Consider the following 17,911-nt stretch of genomic DNA (forward strand, 5'->3'; position numbering starts at 1 on the left):
GTCTCATCGGGCGTAAGTCAACCGCAAGGCAACGCAGCTTTCAGCGGTGACAACACGATCCGCGCCAGGCGGCAATCCAGGCGCCCAGACGATTTCCCCCGTCTCCAGCGCGCAAATTGGCAATCGGTCCCTCTCCTCCAGTGGTATCTTACGTTTGATGAATAACGATTTGAGTTTCCTTGGCGACGATTTTCCGTGGGGTTTGAATGCATCGCCCGGGAGCCTACGTCTGACCTCTATGGCGCCGCTTTGTTGCGCCGTCCATTCGATTGTCGCCCCGAGATCGTCGTTATTTTTTCCAGTTTTTAGCCGTAAAAACAAATCCCTACTCACTTCCACCAATTCCGAGGAAAGCGCCGCTCCATCAGGCAGATAGGCCCGACAGCCGTGCGGCAGCCGAAAGCCCTGCCAGGACGAAGCCGATCTACCAGCTGCAGCGAAGATGCCGACGAATTCGCCAGTCACCGATAGCCGAGTTCGCGGCGATACGCTCCACGATTCCTCGATCCGCGCTTCGATAGCTTGCAGTGCTCCATCGGCGATGGGAGCGGGCAACTCGGCGGCCATTTCCTCCGATGCTGCGACGAGTCGGTGCAACAGCCGTCGGCGCACCCCTTGCGGAAACCTCAGCAGAGCCTGCACCGACAGGGACTTAGCATCCGCGTCCCAGGCTTCGCTCCAGGCGGCGTCGCTTAGGGTCTCCAGCGCCTGCCAGTCCTCCTCCAGCAAGGCCCGAGACCGCTTGATTCCCGCCAGCACGGAGGAGCGATCGCAAGCGCTGTTCCATGCTGGCAAAACCGTATCCCGCAAACGACTACGATAGTTTCTACCGCCCTCATTCGACGAGTCCTCGCGCCAGTCGCCGCCCGCGCTCCGCAAAGCGGCGCGAATCTCCTCTCTGCTGAAATCGAGCAATGGTCTCAAAAACTGGATACATCCGTCGGGCTCGGAAACGGGACGTGGAGCGCACAATCCCTGGATGCCGCTCCCGCGCGAAAGCCGCATCAGAATGGTTTCGAGAGCATCGTCGCTGTGATGCCCAGTCACTACCCAAGCCCTTTCCTGGCCGAGCTCGCTCGCTGCGCGTCTAAAAAACGCCAGCCGCGCCGCTCGAGCATCCGCTTCCCTGACAGCATGCGCGGTGTCGCTCCAGGACGCTCGATCGCAAATGAATCGAATCCCGAGTCCTGACGCCAGCTCTGCGGCGAACGACTCGTCCCGATCAGACTCGGCGCCGCGCAATCCGTGATTGAAATGCAGCGCTACCATGTCGCTCGTCCTGCCGCGTCGAGCGAGCGCCGCGAAGGTCCAGAGCGTGGCGAAGACGGAATCGGCGCCGCTGGACAGGGCGACAAATAGGGGCGATTCGGATTCGAGACAGCGACGTACGGCGATTGGAACGCGAGCGTAGTCGTTCTCCAATGACAGACGCTCGGCTATCTTCGACCAATCCAAATCGCCTCGCCTTCTTGCCTAGCGCTTTTCCAGGAACTCCTTGCCCATGTAGGGCACCAGCACATCCGGAATTCGGATACGCCCATCCTCCTGCAGTCCGTTTTCCAGGATCGCTACGAAAACGCGCGGAACCGCAAGCCCCGAACCGTTCAAGGTGTGCAGGATCTCAGGCTTGCCGGTTTCCGCGTTGCGGTAGCGGATCTTGGCCCGACGAGCCTGGAAGGACCCGAAATTGCTGCAACTGGAGACTTCGAGCCAGCGTTTCTGGCCAGCCGCCCAAACCTCAAGATCGTATTGCTTCACGTTGGTGAATCCCATGTCGCCACCGCACATCAGCAGCGTGCGAAACGGCAGCCCGAGTTTCTCCAAAAGACCCTCCGCGTATCCGCGAAGTGACTCCAGCTCATCCATGCTCGTCTCCGGCTTCACCCACTTGAGCAGCTCCACCTTGTCGAACTGGTGAACGCGATTTAGGCCGCGCACGTCCTTCCCGTAGCTGCCCGCCTCGCGACGGAAGCAAGCCGAGTGGCCGCAGCGGTAGATCGGCAGGTCCGCCTCGTCGATTATCTCGTCTCGAAAGAAGTTGGTCAACGGCACCTCCGCGGTAGGAATGGCGTAGAGTCCGTCCTCAACCGTCTGATACATTTGGCCTTCCTTGTCGGGGAGCTGCCCCGTCGCGGTAGCGCTGTCGGCGTTAACGAAAAACGGCACCCCGATCTCCTGAAAGCCAGCGCTGGCCCCTTCGTTGAGGAAAAACGAAATCAGGCTGCGCACCAGGCGCGCTCCATCTCCCACATAAAACGGAAAGCCGGATCCCGTCACCTTGGTGCCGCGCTTGAAATCGAGAATCTGCTCTATCCACTCCAAGTCGTAGTGCGGCGTGTGGAAGCTTTGCTCGCCGGGTATTTCGCCCCACTCGCGCACGGTGACGTTTTCGCTCTCGTCCCGTCCCTCAGGCACGCTTTCATCGGGCAGGTTTGGGATGCTGAGCATGATCTCGGCCCACTGCGCCTCGATTTCGCCGAGCTCAGCGTCCTTGGCCTTCACATCGGCGGAAACCGCTTTCATTTCCTTTACCTTCTCGATGAAGTCAGGACTGCCCTTGGGCAGCTTCGCCATCTCCGCGTTGGCGGCCTTCTGCAGCGAACGCAGCGTTTCGGCCTGGGAAATGAGGTCGCGTCGCTTCTCGTCCAGGGCGAGAATGGCGTCGATATCGCAGTGCAAATGCTTTTTGGCTACGCCGGCGCGGACGACGTCGGGGTTTTCTCTGAGGAGCTTCGGATCGATCATGTTTCGAGGAAAGGGCTACATGTTGCGGCTTCGGCGGGTCCACGCCTTAAAGCAAGCCTTCGCGTTATCTCTCACCCCACCCTAGAGTCAAGCAAAGCTCAGAGTCGCAAGAGCTTTTCCGCCCGGGCGAACACCTCGGGGAGCTCGATTCGGCGCACGTCGCCGTCTGGCGCCATGATCGCCTCCCGCTCCGTTCGCTCGTCGGCATAGGAGCCGCGACGTGCCGGGAGCACGTAGCTGTAGAGCGTCAGGTTCGGCCGCGCGAAGAGATCCGACAGTTGGGCGGGCCCGTTGTCGTTGGCTACGGTCAGGGCAGAGCGTTTGAGAGCTGCGCAAATCTCCGCCCAAGTCAGCTTCCCTTGCAGATCGAAAACGCCATCGGCCAGCTCGATCGTCGACGCCTCCGGTATCATCCCGAGAAGAAACACCTGCAGCGAAGGATCCCGCTCAGCCAGGCGGTTGGCGAGCTCGAACATGCCCGGCCAGGACCGTTCGCGCTTGAAGCGTCCCGGAAACAAGCACACCGCGCGTCCCGAAGACTCGGCGTTGGGCAAAAACGACAATGCGGGCTCCTCGATCAATCGAGGCTCGCCGATCAGGCGCTTGTCCAAGCCGAACACTCGACCGAACTCCAGCATGGAGTCGAGCGCGTGCTCGCTGCCGCAAGCCGGAGGCGAAACCAGTTCTCCATAGCAGACCGTCGCCCCCTCCCGAGCGTCGCTGCGCCCGATCTTGCGGGAGCCGCGAGCGAGCCAGCACATGGCTCCAGTGCGGGCATGTCCTTCGAAATCGAATACGAAGTCGTACCTTTCCCGCCTGAGCTCGCGGGCTAGCGAGAACGCCTTGCCCAGACCGGCGCTGCGGTGGAAGACGATGGTTCGATCCACGCACCGAAAGTTCGACACCAGCGGCTCGTAGAAACGCCTGACCACCCACGTCACCTCGAGCGTTGGCAGGCGCCGCTTGAACGACTCCACCGCTCGCAAGGCATGCGCGATCATGTCCAGCGGGGACGTCATCAAGACGAGAAGCCTCGCGCTGGCTTCCTTCATGGGTTTCCGCGAATCTGCCGCATGGCCTCATACACGGCGATGCCGGCGCTGGTGGAGAGGTTGAGCGAGCGCAGGGAATCGTTGTACTGCGGGATGGTCAGTCGCTGCTCAGGGCCAAGCTGCTCGTGCATCCAATCCGGAACCCCGGCGCTCTCCTTGCCGAAGATCAGGCCATCGCCATCCTCGTATCGGATGTCCCAATACGATCGAGCGCCCTTCGTCGTGAAGAGAAACAAGCGCTTGGGCGCCGCCTCGCTGGCCAGAAACGCGTCCCAGTTTTCATGGTGATGCACGTCGAGCGATTTCCAGTAGTCCATGCCGCTTCGCTTCAAGTGCTTGTCCTTGATGGTGAATCCGAGCGGATGGATCAGGTGCAGCCGCGACTCGGTGATGGCGCAGGTGCGGCCGATGTTTCCGGTGTTTTGCGGAATCTCCGGCTCGAAAAGGACGACGTGCAGCATCGCTTTACTCGCTCAGGGTCACTTGCAAGCCGGCGTTGTCGGCGCTCAGGTCGTAGGCCACGCTCTTCAGTCCCGCCTTTTTGAATACACCTTGCATCGCCTCCGTGACCGAATCCACCGCGCCCTTCCTGCAAGCGCAGAGCACGCTGGATCCGCTGCCGCTGAGCCAGCCGGTATAGGCGCCCGCTTCGATGCCGGAGCGGATCGCGTCGGCGGCGCCAGGGATGTTTTTCAAACGATAGGGCTCGTGCACCAGATCGTGCACGCTGCCTTCGAGGGCTTCGTACTGACCGGAGGACAAGGCTGCCACCACGCAAGCGGCGCTGTTGATGCTGGCGATGGCATCGGCGAAAGGGAGCTGCTTGGGCAGCACGCCGCGGGAGGCGGAGGTCAGCACCTCGAACTCCGGTGCGATCACCACGAAACGCAGCTCCTCTCCGATATCGAACTGAGCCACCGATTCCACCTTCGCAGGATCGGTCACGAAGCGCGAAACGGTGAATCCGCCGAGAATGGAGGCGCTGGCATTGTCGGGATGCCCCTCGAGCTCCGTGATGAGCTCCACATAGTCTTCCCTGTCCCAATCCGAATCAGCCAGCGTAGCCACGCCCGCTAGGATGCCGGCCCGAACGGTGACGCTGGAGCCGAGCCCGCGAGCTTGCGGCACGTCGCCGCGTATCCGAATTCTGACTGCGAACGATTCGATGCCCGACTTTTCGAAAAACCGCGCCACCGTGCGCTGAGCCATCTCGCTCCGCGGAAAAATGTCCGGACCGAAGGCTTCGTCGGCTTCGGCATCCGCCCGCTCCACGCAGATTTCGTTATAGAGAGAAAGGGCCAGCCCTAGAGTGTCGAAACCAGAACCGCAGTTCGAGGTGCTACCGGGGACTTTGCAAATGACGCGCGAGAGGGCTGACATGAGAAGAGGAAGAAAGTGCTGTTGGGAGTCTAGCGCGCTCGGACCGATTTCATCTCCCGGTCGATGTCACGCATTTGGGCTTTCTTCTTCAGGTCCTCTCGTTTGTCAAAAAGCTTTTTGCCCACGCAGATGCCGATCTCCACCTTGATGAGAGCCTCCTTGAAATACATCCGAGTCGGGATGGCGGTCTTGCCGCCGGCCTCCAAGGCGCGTTCTATCTTTCGCAACTCCGACTTCTTGAGTAGCAGCTTGCGCTCGCGGCGAGGGATGTGGTTGTTGATGTTCCCGAAGGCGTATTCGTCGATGTGAAGCCCGTTGATGAAAAACTCGCCTTTGTGGAAGCGGCAGAAGCCCTCCGAGATCTGGGCCTTGCCCGCTCGGATCGACTTCACCTCGGTGCCGGTCAGCGCGATGCCCGCCTCGTAGGTGTCCTCCACGTGGTAGTCGCGGTGCACCTTGGCGTTGCGGATGTCCTGGGGCTTGCCGGACTTCGACCCTTTTCTGCTTTTGGCTGCCATCGTTCGGTGACTCTTCTATCCTAGAAACGAAAAAAGCGCGGCGGACTCAGGTCTACCACGCGTCGCATTCGAAAACCGGTCCGAGCGTCGCGCCCGAAACCGACTCTGCGCTATTCCGCCAGCTCGTAGCTGATCTTGCCCTCGATGATCTCGCGAAGAGCGATATCCTCGGGATTCAACTTTTCGAGCGACTCCACCAATGGGCGGTTGCCGTGGCGCAGCTGACGAACGCGGCGTGATACCACATTGATCAAAATGTTCGGGTCCTTGATGACCTTGCGTGCTTCTTTTATATAATCTTCTCTCAAAGCGAACCTCCGTGAAATTAAGAATCCGCCCTTTTACCTTGCTGCCAACCTGCGTCAAGTGATTATTCGGCAAAGTCTTGCTCCCAATGCCTGCCATGCCCGAATCAGACACCTCCCTCTTCGTTTGCTGGACCACCGCTCCGGACCGCGAAATCGCCCAGAAGCTGGCCAGTCTGGCCATCGAAAAAGGAGCCGCGGCCTGCGCCCAGATCGACGGTCCGATCAACTCCGTGTACCTGTGGAAGGACCAAGTGGAAACGGATCAGGAGTTTCGCCTCTGGTTCAAAACCACCCGGCGCTGCCTCGACGCGCTGGAGGAGCTGGTCGCGGAAAACCACCCCTACGACACTCCGCAGTGGGTCTGCCTGAAGGCCGAAAAAGTTTCAGAAAAGTACTTGAAATGGGCAGGCGATGTCGCCAATTTACGCGGCTTCGCTTAAACCGGAACCATTTTTTATCATGTCTCAGCATCCAAGCTACAAGTCCAACGCCGCCACCGGCGCCAAGCGCAACGTCCTAAAACGCTTCGAGCGTGTAGAGCTTCTTCGCAAGCGCGGCCAATGGAAAGATGGCGATCGCGTCAGCGGTCTCCGCAAGACCAAACCGGAAGCCTAAAGCGCTGAGCAAATTTATTTTCCCTAAAACGTCGCCTCATGCAGGCGACGTTTTTTTTGCGCCACGCGAAACGCCCCGGCGACGCTCCGGTCCGATGCATGGGCCTAGCGACTGTGGCCCCAAGCGCCACCGACCCGCATCCTACCTCACGAACATGCGATTGATCAGACTGGTGAGCCGGGCCCCAGCGCCGCCAAACAGATCGTCGCGGGCAAGATCCATGCAGTATTTGCCCTCCAGCAAGTCCGGACGAAGGGCTCGCGCCGTCAGCCAGCGGTCCTTGCCCTCCATCTCGAGCGAAGTGAGGGCTCGAAAGCGCGTCGGCAGGCCGTACCACGTCAGTTCGATGAGCCACCCGGCGTGATCGTCCGGAAGACGCACGTTCGCCATGAGGTGCGGGTTGACCTCCAAGAGATCAGGTATGGCGGTGTCGCGCACGTAGGCTTCCACCGCGATCTGCTCGCTCATGATGAACTGCCAGACATCTTCCGCCTGCCCGCGTCGCAAAGCCCCGCAAAGCTCCCAGCCGTCGAGCCCGACGATGTTCATGCCGTTGTAGGCGCCGTGCTCGTTCTCGCTGCCGAAAGGCTGCTTGTCGTACCACGCCTGAAAGTTCGGCCCCAGCCAGAAACCGACCTCGAAATGCAGATGTGCCCGGCTGCGCGGGATGCTGTATCCGCCAGCGGAACGCCCCATCACCGCGATCTTCTGTCCGCCTTTTACGGATACGCCGGCATGGATGGATTCGGGCACGCTGCGCAAATGGGCGTAGAGTGTCACCAGCCCTGGCGCGATCTGAGCATGCTCGATGACCATGTAGCGCCCGTAGCCGCTGTTTCCAGCCACGCGGTTGACGTAGCGCACCACGCCATCGTCGAAGGCGTAGATCGGATCGATGGACTCGTTTCGCTTGTCGCGAGCGATCGGCCGCAGATCCAGCCCCTCGTGAAAGCGGTGCCCGTCGTTGCGCACGCAGCCGAAGAGGCCCGAGCTCAACTCGCCGGATACGGTGGGCTGCAGCACGCCTTCCATGCTCCCCGTTTGCAGGAACTTAGGGTTGGGCGTCGGCCAGTAGTGCGGCCCGAGACGAAACGCCTCGTCGGCCTGCGCCACGCAAAGCGCAGCGAGGCAAGCCGCCAGCACGCTAGCGAGAAAGTGTCTTTTGGATATCAGCATTCGTTTTCTTCAGGTCAGCGGCCAGCTCCTCAAGCGTCTCGTCCGGCACCTCTAGAAAGATGTAGATTCTCCCGTCCGAAACCGGACCGTCGATGCGACGCGCCCCGATGGGCTGGCCGTCGACTACCAGAACCAGACGCTTGCCCTGATTCGCCACCGAGATGCGATAAAACGCCCGGGCGGCAGCGGGTTTCAAGGTGAAAGAAAGGCAGTTTCCTAACTCGAGCTCCGCCAGGTCGATCGCCAAATAGTCGAACTCCGAGAGAATCGCGTCGCCTTCCACCGGGATCTTCACCTGGCTGAGCGGCAGCGTGACGATGGCGCTGTAGGCGTCGCCATCCGCCTTCTCCAAAAAGAAGCGGGCCCGCGTGAGTTCCGCCGGGTCGATCCTGCCTGTTTGGCAACCGGCCAGCAGCGACAGCAAAAGAAAAGCTCCCATAAGGAGCCCTGTCGGTCTTTGACTGAACATTCGCCGCCGCATCGCTGGCTCTATAACGAAAGGGCCGACCTCGCGAGGCAAGCGAAGAGTTTCGCCAACGGCGAGCTTCGTAGCGGGTCCAGTCCACGCGCTTGCTCCGAGACGACCCGAACCTCGCCCGACGTGTCGCTCCTTCGAGTCGACGTCTCGATGCGACCTTCGACGCCCTCCTCCGGCAAGTCTCTATTCCGAAGTTCGACAGGGCTCGTATTCGCTTTGCAAGGACAAGGCATCCATGACCGCGGGCGCCTCAGCTTGAAAAGCAGCCCAAAAACGCTTCGCCGACCGCATCGGCGACCAATCGACCGTCCGGGCTCAAGCGAAAGCGGTCTCCATCGCGTTCCGCTCTTCCCGCCTCCACCAGCTGATCGAATATCCGCAGGTTGCGCAGCGGGAGGCCGAAGCGCCGCTCCAATGACCGCAGGTCCACGCCTTCGTTCATGCGCAAACCAAAGATCAAGGCATCTTCGAGAAGGAGCTCAGGCGATAGCGCCTGGCGCTCCACCAAGCCCCGTTTCCCGTTTTCCAAACCGTCCAGCCACGCCTTGAGGTCCGGCACATTGGTATGGCGAGTGCCGGCGAACTGACTCGCGGCGGAGGGGCCGATGCCGATCCACTCAGTCATGCGCCAGGTATTCATATTGTGGTGGCAAGCATGGCCGGGTTTTGCGTAGTTGGAAATTTCATACTGCTGAAAGCCAGCGCGATTCGCCTCTTCCCAAATCGCTGTGTAAAACCGGGCTTCACGCTCCGGGTCGATGCTGACCTTGCCCTGCTGCAGCTTCACGAACAACGCCGTGTCCTCCTCGAAGGTCAGGCAATAGGTCGATAGATGGTCCGGACCCATCGCCAGGGCCGATCGCACGTCCTCACGCCACTCCTCTTCGGACTGCGTGGGGATCGCGAATATCAGATCCACGTTCACCGATTCGAAGCCGATTTCGCGAATCAATTCATAGGCCTTGTGTATTTGCTTCACCGAGTGCTGGCGTCCAAGCGCCTCCAGCAAGCGCTCGTTCAAACTTTGGATACCCATGGATATTCGGGTCACTCCGGCTTCCTTCAAGGCTTCCAGCTTGTCGCGCTTCACCGAGGACGGGGCCATTTCCACCGTCCATTCCTTGCGTGGCTTCCCATAGGCGCCGGTGATCGCCGAAGCCACTTGCAGCATGTCCCCAGCAGGCAGCAGACCGGGAGTGCCACCCCCCCAGAACAGTGTATCAATTCTTCGGTTACCAATATCGACCAGCTCGAGCTCGCGCCTGACTCCTTCGATGTAGGAGAGAATGCCCTTGCGATCGCTTTGTATCTGGTAAAACGCGCAAAAGTCGCAGGCGGTGGAGCAAAAGGGCACGTGCAGGTACACTCCGAGCGCCTGCCCGAAGCCCTCTTCCTCGCCCATATTCGCGTCAATACTCATGCAAATCCTTCCAAAACATTGAAAACCGCTCGCTTACGTGAACTATTTGCTTCACCGCAAGTCCGTTATTTGATTGCAATACAAGCTTACGTTCACTCTACCAACCCGAAACCATGGATACGCGAAATTCCAAGACCAATCGAAGAACCTGGCTCGCGATGCTCGTCGCAGCTGCCGCTCTTTTCCTCGCCGGGTGCGATGTGAAGCTCACCGACCTGACGCCTTCCAGCATGAAGGCCAACCCATCACGCGCCTACGCCGTCACCGCTCAAGTGACCGTCAAGAACAACGCGGTTGTGGAGGGATCGGTCAAGCCGGAGATCATCATCGACGGACGAGCCCACCCGATGGCTCCTGTGCCCGGAAGCGACTCCCTCTTCGAGTTCGACTACCGCATGCCTCCCGGACGCAGCAAGGCAGCCTACTACATCCTGGTCCGCTACGAGCGAAAAACCGCTTCCGCTACCGTGACTAAGGAAATCTACACCGAGCCGCGTACCTTCGAGGTCGAAAATCGCTACTCCGTGGAGCTCGAGGTCAACCGCGCTCCAGTCGGCACTCGGGTCGCCATCCTCGGCCGCGGTTTCACCATGGACGACAAAGTCATGGTGGGTGGCACGCCTGCCCTCACCCAGGTGGAAAGCTCCACCTCCATCGCGTTTTACGTGCCCTCTCTCCCCGAAGGCCGCAACTACAACGTCACCGTGCTCGGCCTCAACGGCGAGCTCTCCGCTGGCAGCCTGCGCGTCGACGCCTCGAACATCCACGTCACCCCGAGCAGCCTCAGCATCAACAGCGGCGGTCGCGCCCTTCTGACCTTTTCCATTCCCACCGAAGCCCCTCCTGGCGGCCTCGCCGTCACCGTCACCACCGACGTCCCAGACAGCGTGATCATGCCGGAGGTCGTCATCCCCGCCGGCCAACGCTCCACCAGCGTTCGCGTCCAGGGAGGCGATCCAGGCTCCGGAAACCTCTTCGTGGAGCTTGGCGGCTACTCCGACGTGGTCATTCCGATCACGGTCAACTAGCGCCAGCGCCAAGACGCCTTCTTAGCCTCGGCCACCCCATTGGTGCCGAGGCTTTTTCGCGCCCAGGCTGAGGCCGCAAATAGCGGGAGCAGCGACCCGCGTTCCTGCGAACCGCGCCGTTTCCCCTAGTAACCCTGAGCTCGCCTCTCGCCGTCCCGTAGCCACGTTTCTGCGAACCGCGCCCCCCGTCGCTAGTCATTTCCCAATTTCACCATTGCTCATCGCCAGCAATGCTATTCTCTTACCTTCTCACAAAGCATAGGGGAGTCCCGAGCGCGGGGCCGAGACGTGAGGACGTTCGCCTCATAGACCCTTAGGAAGCCCTCAGCTTCCTGTAAACCTGATGCGGGTCATGCCGTCGAAGGGAATGCGTCGGACGAAGGCGCCTTCCAATCGGCCCCACGATCGGTATCGAGTTTCGCAACTCACCACTCACGATTCACCATTCCATCATGTCCGACAGCAATTCAGCCTCATCCTTCGAGCCGCTCCCTAATTCACGCCGCGTCTACGTGACCGGCTCCCGCGACGACATCCGCGTCCCCATGCGCGAAATCACGCTCAACGACACGCGCAAGCCGGACGGATCCACAGAACCGAACGAGCCCATCCGCGTCTACGACTGCTCCGGTCCTTGGGGCGACCCCGAATACCACCGCGATGTCGCCAAAGGACTCCCGCAGGCCCGACGCGATTGGGTGCTCGAACGCGGCGATGTCGAAGAGTACGATGGACGAGCTCTCACCGCTGCAGACGACGGCTACCTTTCCGACGTGCACCGCACCAAAGCCGAGGAATCGGGAAAACTGATTCGCTTCGACACCTCATCTCGCAAACCGCTGCGCGCCGCCAAAGGAACTCCGGTCACTCAGCTGCACTACGCCCGCCAAGGTATCATCACCCCGGAGATGGAATTTATCGCCATCCGCGAGAACGCCAAGCTTCAGCGAGCCAAGGAAAGCCTGCGCATGAACGCCAACGCCCCGCGCAACTCCCTGCTCAAGCAGCACCCGGGCAACCCTTGGGGCGCCAACATTCCGGACGAGATCACTCCCGAGTTCGTGCGCGACGAGGTGGCTCGCGGTCGGGCCATCATCCCGGCCAACGTCAACCATACCGAATTGGAGCCGATGATCATCGGCCGAAATTTCCTGGTTAAGATCAATGCCAACATAGGCAACTCCGCCGTGGCCTCTTCCATCGAGGAGGAAGTCGAAAAGATGCGCTGGGCCATCCGCTGGGGAGCCGACACCGTGATGGATCTTTCCACCGGAAAAAACATCCACCAGACCCGCGAGTGGATCCTGCGCAACAGCCCCGTGCCCATCGGCACCGTGCCCATCTACCAGGCCCTCGAGAAGGTCAACGGCAAGGCGGAGGAGCTCACCTGGGAAATCTATCGCGACACCCTTATCGAGCAATGCGAGCAGGGCGTCGACTACTTTACCATTCACGCGGGCGTGCTGCTGCGCTTCATCCCTCATACCGCGCAGCGCATGACAGGTATCGTCTCTCGCGGCGGATCCATCATGGCCAAGTGGTGCCTCAGCCACCACAAGGAGAATTTCCTCTACACCCATTGGGACGACATCTGCGACATCTGCGCCGCCTACGACGTCTCGTTCTCCATCGGCGACGGCCTGCGTCCGGGCTCCGTGGCGGACGCCAACGACTACCCGCAGTTTGCCGAACTCGAGGTCCAGGGCGAACTCACCAAGCGAGCTTGGGACAAAGGATGCCAGGTCATGAACGAGGGTCCCGGTCACGTGCCGATGCACATGATCCAGGAAAACATGGAAAAACAGCTCGAGTGGTGCCACGAAGCCCCCTTCTACACCCTCGGCCCGCTCACCACCGACGTCGCCCCCGGCTACGACCACATCACCTCCGGCATCGGCGCAGCCATGATCGGCTGGTACGGCTGCGCCATGCTGTGCTACGTCACTCCCAAGGAGCACCTCGGCCTGCCCAACAAGCAGGACGTCAAGGAGGGCGTCATCACCTACAAGATCGCCGCCCACGCCGCCGACTTGGCAAAAGGCCACCCGGCCGCCCAGTACCGCGACAACGCTCTCTCCAAGGCCCGCTTCGAGTTCCGCTGGGAAGACCAGTTCTCCCTCTCGCTCGATCCGGAAACCGCCATGAAGTACCATGACGAGACCCTCCCGCAGGACGCCGCCAAGACGGCCCACTTCTGCTCCATGTGCGGCCCGAACTTCTGCTCCATGAAAATCACCGACGACGTGCGCAAGTACGCCGACGAACACGGCGTGGAGTCCGAAGAAGCCCTCGCCGCCGGCATGGAGGAAAAAGCCAAGCAGTTCCGCGAATCAGGCGGCGAAGTCTACCAGTAGATTCCAGGCGCGAACCGTTCGGGCATCCTCTAGGTTAGCGGCCGCGATCCCGTAGCCGCCTTTCCGCGAAAGGCGCAGCGCTCTCCAAGCCCTCGCCAAGTCTCCAATAGGCGAGGGCTTTTCGTATCCAAAAATCGTTACGATTCAACTACCTGCCAACGACCCGATACGTCAGTCAATCCGTCGCTTGATTCGTCGTCCTTGCTATGACCAACTCGCAACACGAAAGAATAAAGGGCGCCGTATTCGGACAATTCGTTGGCGACGCCGCCGCCCTCGGTACGCACTGGATTTACGACACCACGGAGCTGCTCGCTCGACACGGCGGCAGCATCGAAGGCTTCGAATCGCCCAGCGAAGGCCACTACCACCACGGACGATTTCCGGGAGAGCAAACCCACTACGGCGATGCCGCGAAAATCCTCGTGGAAAGTCTCCTCGACAGCGAGCTCCGCTTCGACCCAGACGATTTCGGCAAACGCTTCCACTCCTTCTTCAGCTCGTCCAGCTATAGTGGATACCTAGATCACGCGACCAAGGACACCTTGCGAAACATCGATGCGTTCGCCTCCGAAAATCCGAATAGCCGCATCCCATTTGCCAAGCTGGGTTCGCAAGACGAACAGATGGCCAGCGTCACCTCTCTCGCCCCGCTGCTGCTCGTTTCAAGCTCGCTGTCCGAAACGCTGCAAACCGCCGACGAATTTACCCGTATCCGCCAAAACAACGCCAGAGCTCGGGCTTACACGAAAACGCTCGTCGCGATCCTGTACCATCTCGTGCAAGGGCGCCCTCCGCTCGAAGCAGTCGAACTGAGCTTGCAGCAGCTCGACCCAGCGAACCCATACGAAGCGGAGGCCAAGCAACGCGCCCAAACCGCCGTCGACAAGCGAGACCGCTCAGTGCTCGAAACCACCGCCGAGCTCGGACAGTCCTGCCCTTTGCCGGGTAGCTTTCCGTCCGCCCTGCACGCCTTCCTGCGCAACGAGAACGACTTTCGCGACGCCATCTTGGAGACCATCAAGGCGGGAGGGGACAACGCTGGACGAGCCGCGATCGTTGGTGCCCTATGTGGCGCCAATCTGGGCTTCGACAGTATATCTACAAACTGGATACAGAAGCTAGCCCACCGACCCTCCCTCTCTGCCCTCCTTTCACGAAACGCCTTCGTCTGAGACCGATTGAGTCGTATCCTAGGTTGCGGGGTCTAGCCTCCCTTCGCCCTGCCATGACGCACGAATCCGACAGTCCAGGAACTCCTTCCTTATCGTCACCTGCCAGCCAACGAAGATAGCGAGAAATTCCTAGAGAATAATGGCGGGTTTCGACAGGCAGGAGCGCATAGCTTAATAAGTTATGACCCAAAAAAACACCCCACTGCCCCGAACCATCGCTAAACTGGCTGTCGGCCTCATCGGCGTGGCCGCGTTCCTGACCGGCTGCTCCAGCACCCAGCTTGTCATCTCCCCCGTCCACGAGATGGGCACAATGGGCTCGCAGAACCCGGAAGCGCTGACCGTCGAAAAGGACAGTCGCGTCACGGTGGAATTGCTCAGCCCTACCTTCTCCAAACGGATCGAAGAAGTTCCCAGTTTCTCCATCACCGTGGAAAACCTCTCCGACGAATCCGCCCTCCTGTCCACCGGCAGCGTGAAGATGACTTCCGGCGATCAAGTGGTCGAAGCCTACGATTCCGAAGAGTACATCCTGCGCGTTCACATGGGCATGCAGCGCAAGGCTCAGGAAAACAGCGGTCGGCAAACGGAAATGGCCATGCAAAACGACGCCACCACCAGCGATCCGGCCATGAGGGACAACAGCGCCGCCCTGGCGAAAATCTCCTCCTCGCAGATGGCTGACAAAGCCTCCGCCGGCCGCAGCGCGAAACTCAAGTTGTCCGAGGAGCTAAAGCAGCTGATCAGCATCCATCAGATCGACCCAGGGGAGACCTTGCAGGGCATCGTGAAATTTCATCCGGACAACATCGAAGCCGGGCGGCCGCTGCAGCTGAGCGTGGTTTTCAACGGACAAAGCTACGAATTCGAGTTCGACGTTTCGGAAAAGGAATAAATCCATCCAGCATTCCCCTTTTTTCAGAAAAGACCTAGGCGACACCTAGGCTTTTCTTTGCCCAAACCTCTACCGAGAGCCCGCTGCTGCCCCCGCCTTCACTAGCGAGCAAGCCTCACACCTCGACCACCAGATTGTCGTAAGAAAGCTCCACTCCTTCGGGCAAGGAAGCGTTCACCCGGTCATGGTCCACATCATGTCCCATGTGGATCAGAAAACTGCGCTTCGCCCCAATCCTGCGAGCCGCATCGACCGCCATGTCAATCGACATGTGCGACGGATGCTCATTCATCCTCAAACCATCCAAAACCACCAGATCCGCTCCACGAGCAAGTTCCTCCGCCTCCTCGCTAACCGATGCGCAATCCGTATAGTAGGCGATCTTGCTCCCCGACTTAAACTCCTCGAAAACCAGCCCCAAGGTGTCGAATGGACCATGATCCTGCGAAGTCGAACGCACCAAGCCAACGCCCCCCTCCAGCTCCAGCGTTTCCGGCATCGGACGAACCGAAAACGCCGGATAGCCCCGGACAGCGGGCCGTTCCCTCATCGCGTAGGGATAGATAGAACGCATGCGCTCCAGACCGTCGTCGTTCGTAAAAACCGGAATCGCCTCCCCCTTCCGCAAATCGCAGTAGCGCCGCATGTCATCGAAGCCCAGGATATGGTCGGCATGCCCGTGAGTCAGCAGCACCACATCGATCTTCGGGATCCTGTGCTCCAGCGCCCGTAGACGAAATTCCGGAGCCGCGTCGATCTGAATATTGAGGCCACCCATCTCCAAATGAGCATGCGTCCTGTATCTTCGATTCTTCGGATTGTCCGAGCGACAGACCGAGCAATCGCAACCGATCAATGGAATACCTTGCGAGGTGCCTGTACCAAGAAAGCGGAGCTTCATCTCCGCCAATCCCAATCCGCAGCAGCAGCGTGCCAAGCCAAAAGCACGCAAAAAAACAAGCCCGAAAAACAAGCCGTAAAACCGCATTTTAGGGCTTGATCTCAACAATCAGATAAGCACTCTACACCCCCTCAGCGGAGAGATGGCTGAGTGGTCTAAAGCAACGGTTTGCTAAATCGTCGTACGGGTAACACCGTACCGAGGGTTCGAATCCCTCTCTCTCCGCCACTTTTCCCATTCGCGTTCCTCCATAAGGAACGTTTTTTTGTGCCTTCGAGCCACAGGGAATTGCTCCGAGGCTGTGCCGACGCCACCAGTCGCAACGCGAGCCGGAACACCCTCGGAAGAGCTCTGAGATGCGAAGCGCTAGAACCAAGCTCCCAGCGAAGTGAGCCAATCTCTCTCCGCCACTTTTCAAACAACCACCAAAAACCATGACAGATGCGCGTACCCCAAAAGCGCGAAGTCATGTATCCCGAGTTTAGCTTAGCCCCTTGCCTTCGCGTATCGGCCACATCTCAGCACCGCGAAACCTATTCCACTACCGAGAACGGCTAACCGAAAAGCGTCCAATTGGAACGGTTCATGATGGGAGCGGCATCTGGGTCCCAAGACGCCGTGCCACAGCCAAGCGGCCTGGAACGCACGCGATACGAAATCGTTCCGGCATACCAAGCGGAGCAGTCTGTCTTGCCTTAAGCCCCGAACTCCCACGTCAGAGAGCCTTTCTTCCCGACAATTCGATAGCCGGAACAGATTCCGTAGAAAGAAACCTGCTCGAAAACAACCAGAGCAAAAAACCAGCCCTCAAAAAACGAAAGCGGCATTGACGCAAAACAACGTCCCGCGCGTCCGAAGCAACGTCCCGGGAAGTGCAAACTATGCCTCTTAGAAGTCTGCTTAAGCGCCTTCTCTATTCCGACACCTCAAAACTCCAGGAAACCACATATCCCCAAGCAACGCCCGACGCTTAACCCACGCATTATAAGAGACATGCGATCTAGAAACGCCCCGAAACACTCGCAGTTGTAGAAACACTCAACAACGCAAAAGATACGCAACAACACCCTTGCAAACAGCACCGTAAGATGCAGCATCTACCTAATCTGCAACCCCAGATCCATACCCCAATCAAAACAAAAAAATACGCGTTATACGACACCCCCACGCAATACCCGTCCTTCAAGACCTCTATATTAATACTGTTCGAAAAGTATGAAAAGGATCACACAACTTCTTCTAGCCATTTTTGCTTTCGGTGCATTGTCCAGAGCAGATGAGCTAGAAACTTACCTTCACAACGGTATCGAATATACGATTCGGGAGATGAACGAAGAGTTCATGCCTATAAAAAAGGCTTTTCCCAAAGTTTCGAACAAGCGAGAGGGACGAGTTCTGATGGGGTTGGTTGTTGATGAGAATGGAGCGGTTTCAGAGGTCTTTATCTTGGAAACTGATGCTCACAAATCCCTTCAGAAAGCTAGTGTCAAAGCCGCAAAGCAGTTCGTCTTTCACAGTTCAGACATCACAGGATACACGGCACCATACATCGTCAGATTCCATTTCAAATTTCAAAAATGAATTCGAACCAGTCAGCCCATACAACTCCGGCCAGCGCTCCGCGCTGACCTCCGCGTATGGCTTTCACGTTCTGCAGTAAAAGATGAACCCAACGCTTGAATACAGCATTCCTACCCTTCTCGAATACAACGATCTTCGCGAAGAGGTTGGCTGGGGCATTCCTGATTCATCAGCCACTCTTGAATCTCTCAAGAACGCTTTGCACACGGTTTGCCTGAAGTTGGACGAAGAGTTGATTGGAATCGGAAGGATCGTTGGCGACGGTGGCCTCTTCTTCTACGTCCA

Annotated in this window: 18 protein-coding genes, 1 tRNA gene, 1 pseudogene and 1 riboswitch; of the genes and pseudogenes, 9 read left to right on the plus strand and 11 right to left on the minus strand. The window is 59.1% G+C overall.

From position 1 onward, the window contains the following. Nucleotides 1-3 precede the first annotated feature (3 nt). The 7 genes from tilS to QEH54_RS20615 form a co-directional block, all read right to left on the minus strand. A complete protein-coding gene (tilS, locus tag QEH54_RS20585) occupies nucleotides 4-1,455 on the minus strand; it encodes a tRNA lysidine(34) synthetase TilS (protein ID WP_309020603.1) in 1,452 nt (483 codons plus the stop codon). A gap of 18 nt (nucleotides 1,456-1,473) precedes the next feature. Next, nucleotides 1,474-2,745, minus strand: a complete 1,272-nt coding sequence (serS, locus tag QEH54_RS20590) for a serine--tRNA ligase (RefSeq protein WP_309020604.1) — start codon at nucleotides 2,743-2,745, stop codon at nucleotides 1,474-1,476. 98 nt (nucleotides 2,746-2,843) lie between these two features. Further along, entirely contained in the window at nucleotides 2,844-3,797 is a 954-nt protein-coding gene (locus QEH54_RS20595) for a glycosyltransferase family 9 protein (RefSeq protein WP_309020605.1), read from the minus strand. Then, nucleotides 3,794-4,258: a tRNA (cytidine(34)-2'-O)-methyltransferase gene (locus tag QEH54_RS20600; protein ID WP_309020606.1), complete on the minus strand. Its 465-nt coding sequence runs from the start codon at nucleotides 4,256-4,258 to the stop codon at nucleotides 3,794-3,796. Before QEH54_RS20600 ends, QEH54_RS20595 begins: the two co-directional genes overlap by 4 nt. A 4-nt stretch (nucleotides 4,259-4,262) precedes the next feature. Further along, nucleotides 4,263-5,177 carry a homoserine kinase gene (gene thrB / locus QEH54_RS20605; protein ID WP_309020607.1) on the minus strand — a complete coding sequence of 305 codons (915 nt, stop codon included), beginning with the start codon at nucleotides 5,175-5,177 and terminating at the stop codon, nucleotides 4,263-4,265. A 29-nt stretch (nucleotides 5,178-5,206) separates the two neighbouring features. Continuing rightward, entirely contained in the window at nucleotides 5,207-5,695 is a 489-nt protein-coding gene (smpB, locus tag QEH54_RS20610; protein ID WP_309020608.1) for an SsrA-binding protein SmpB, read from the minus strand. A 110-nt stretch (nucleotides 5,696-5,805) separates the two neighbouring features. Beyond that, nucleotides 5,806-6,003, minus strand: coding sequence for a DNA-directed RNA polymerase subunit omega (locus QEH54_RS20615; protein WP_309020609.1), 198 nt, complete (start codon nucleotides 6,001-6,003; stop codon nucleotides 5,806-5,808). A 95-nt stretch (nucleotides 6,004-6,098) separates the two neighbouring features. Between QEH54_RS20615 and cutA the strand changes: the two genes are divergently transcribed. Both cutA and QEH54_RS20625 read left to right on the plus strand, forming a co-directional pair. Beyond that, nucleotides 6,099-6,443, plus strand: coding sequence for a divalent-cation tolerance protein CutA (gene cutA, locus QEH54_RS20620; RefSeq protein WP_309020610.1), 345 nt, complete (start codon nucleotides 6,099-6,101; stop codon nucleotides 6,441-6,443). A gap of 19 nt (nucleotides 6,444-6,462) precedes the next feature. Then, the gene (locus tag QEH54_RS20625) at nucleotides 6,463-6,618 is read left to right on the plus strand and encodes a small basic protein (protein ID WP_309020611.1); all 156 of its coding nucleotides are present in this window, start codon (nucleotides 6,463-6,465) and stop codon (nucleotides 6,616-6,618) included. Nucleotides 6,619-6,759: 141 nt separating this feature from the next. Here the strand turns inward: QEH54_RS20625 and QEH54_RS20630 are convergent, their stop codons facing one another. The 3 genes from QEH54_RS20630 to hemW all read right to left on the minus strand — a co-directional run bounded on the left by QEH54_RS20630 (nucleotide 6,760) and on the right by hemW (nucleotide 9,692). After that, the gene (locus tag QEH54_RS20630) at nucleotides 6,760-7,794 is read right to left on the minus strand and encodes a M23 family metallopeptidase (protein WP_309020612.1); all 1,035 of its coding nucleotides are present in this window, start codon (nucleotides 7,792-7,794) and stop codon (nucleotides 6,760-6,762) included. After that, on the minus strand, nucleotides 7,763-8,233 hold the full coding sequence (locus QEH54_RS20635; protein WP_309020613.1) for a hypothetical protein: 471 nt from the start codon (nucleotides 8,231-8,233) through the stop codon (nucleotides 7,763-7,765). The genes QEH54_RS20630 and QEH54_RS20635 overlap by 32 nt, the downstream gene beginning before the upstream one ends. Before the next feature lie 289 nt (nucleotides 8,234-8,522). Further along, the gene (gene hemW, locus QEH54_RS20640; protein WP_309020614.1) at nucleotides 8,523-9,692 is read right to left on the minus strand and encodes a radical SAM family heme chaperone HemW; all 1,170 of its coding nucleotides are present in this window, start codon (nucleotides 9,690-9,692) and stop codon (nucleotides 8,523-8,525) included. A gap of 113 nt (nucleotides 9,693-9,805) precedes the next feature. Between hemW and QEH54_RS20645 the strand changes: the two genes are divergently transcribed. The 4 genes from QEH54_RS20645 (at nucleotide 9,806) to QEH54_RS20660 (ending at nucleotide 15,144) form a co-directional block, all read left to right on the plus strand. After that, complete coding sequence (locus tag QEH54_RS20645; protein ID WP_309020615.1) at nucleotides 9,806-10,720, plus strand: IPT/TIG domain-containing protein; 915 nt, start codon at nucleotides 9,806-9,808, stop codon at nucleotides 10,718-10,720. A gap of 250 nt (nucleotides 10,721-10,970) precedes the next feature. Beyond that, nucleotides 10,971-11,104, plus strand: a riboswitch (TPP riboswitch). A gap of 68 nt (nucleotides 11,105-11,172) precedes the next feature. Next, complete coding sequence (gene thiC / locus QEH54_RS20650) at nucleotides 11,173-13,074, plus strand: phosphomethylpyrimidine synthase ThiC (protein WP_309020616.1); 1,902 nt, start codon at nucleotides 11,173-11,175, stop codon at nucleotides 13,072-13,074. Nucleotides 13,075-13,280: 206 nt separating this feature from the next. After that, on the plus strand, nucleotides 13,281-14,249 hold the full coding sequence (locus tag QEH54_RS20655) for an ADP-ribosylglycohydrolase family protein (RefSeq protein WP_309020617.1): 969 nt from the start codon (nucleotides 13,281-13,283) through the stop codon (nucleotides 14,247-14,249). Nucleotides 14,250-14,430: 181 nt separating this feature from the next. After that, entirely contained in the window at nucleotides 14,431-15,144 is a 714-nt protein-coding gene (locus QEH54_RS20660) for a hypothetical protein (protein ID WP_309020618.1), read from the plus strand. A 115-nt stretch (nucleotides 15,145-15,259) separates the two neighbouring features. Here the strand turns inward: QEH54_RS20660 and QEH54_RS20665 are convergent, their stop codons facing one another. Beyond that, nucleotides 15,260-16,045 (minus strand): MBL fold metallo-hydrolase, encoded by a 786-nt coding sequence (locus tag QEH54_RS20665; RefSeq protein ID WP_309020619.1) that lies wholly within the window; start codon nucleotides 16,043-16,045, stop codon nucleotides 15,260-15,262. Nucleotides 16,046-16,181: 136 nt separating this feature from the next. Here QEH54_RS20665 and QEH54_RS20670 point away from each other — a divergent pair. The 3 genes and pseudogenes from QEH54_RS20670 to QEH54_RS20680 all read left to right on the plus strand — a co-directional run. Next, nucleotides 16,182-16,273: transfer RNA gene (locus QEH54_RS20670), tRNA-Ser, on the plus strand. Between the two features lie 987 nt (nucleotides 16,274-17,260). Further along, on the plus strand, nucleotides 17,261-17,626 hold the full coding sequence (locus tag QEH54_RS20675) for a TonB family protein (protein ID WP_309020620.1): 366 nt from the start codon (nucleotides 17,261-17,263) through the stop codon (nucleotides 17,624-17,626). Between the two features lie 82 nt (nucleotides 17,627-17,708). Further along, nucleotides 17,709-17,911, plus strand: a pseudogene (locus tag QEH54_RS20680) (GNAT family N-acetyltransferase); the annotation flags it as partial.

This window comes from Pelagicoccus sp. SDUM812003 (assembly GCF_031127815.1).
Classification (GTDB): Bacteria; Verrucomicrobiota; Verrucomicrobiia; order Opitutales; family Opitutaceae; genus Pelagicoccus.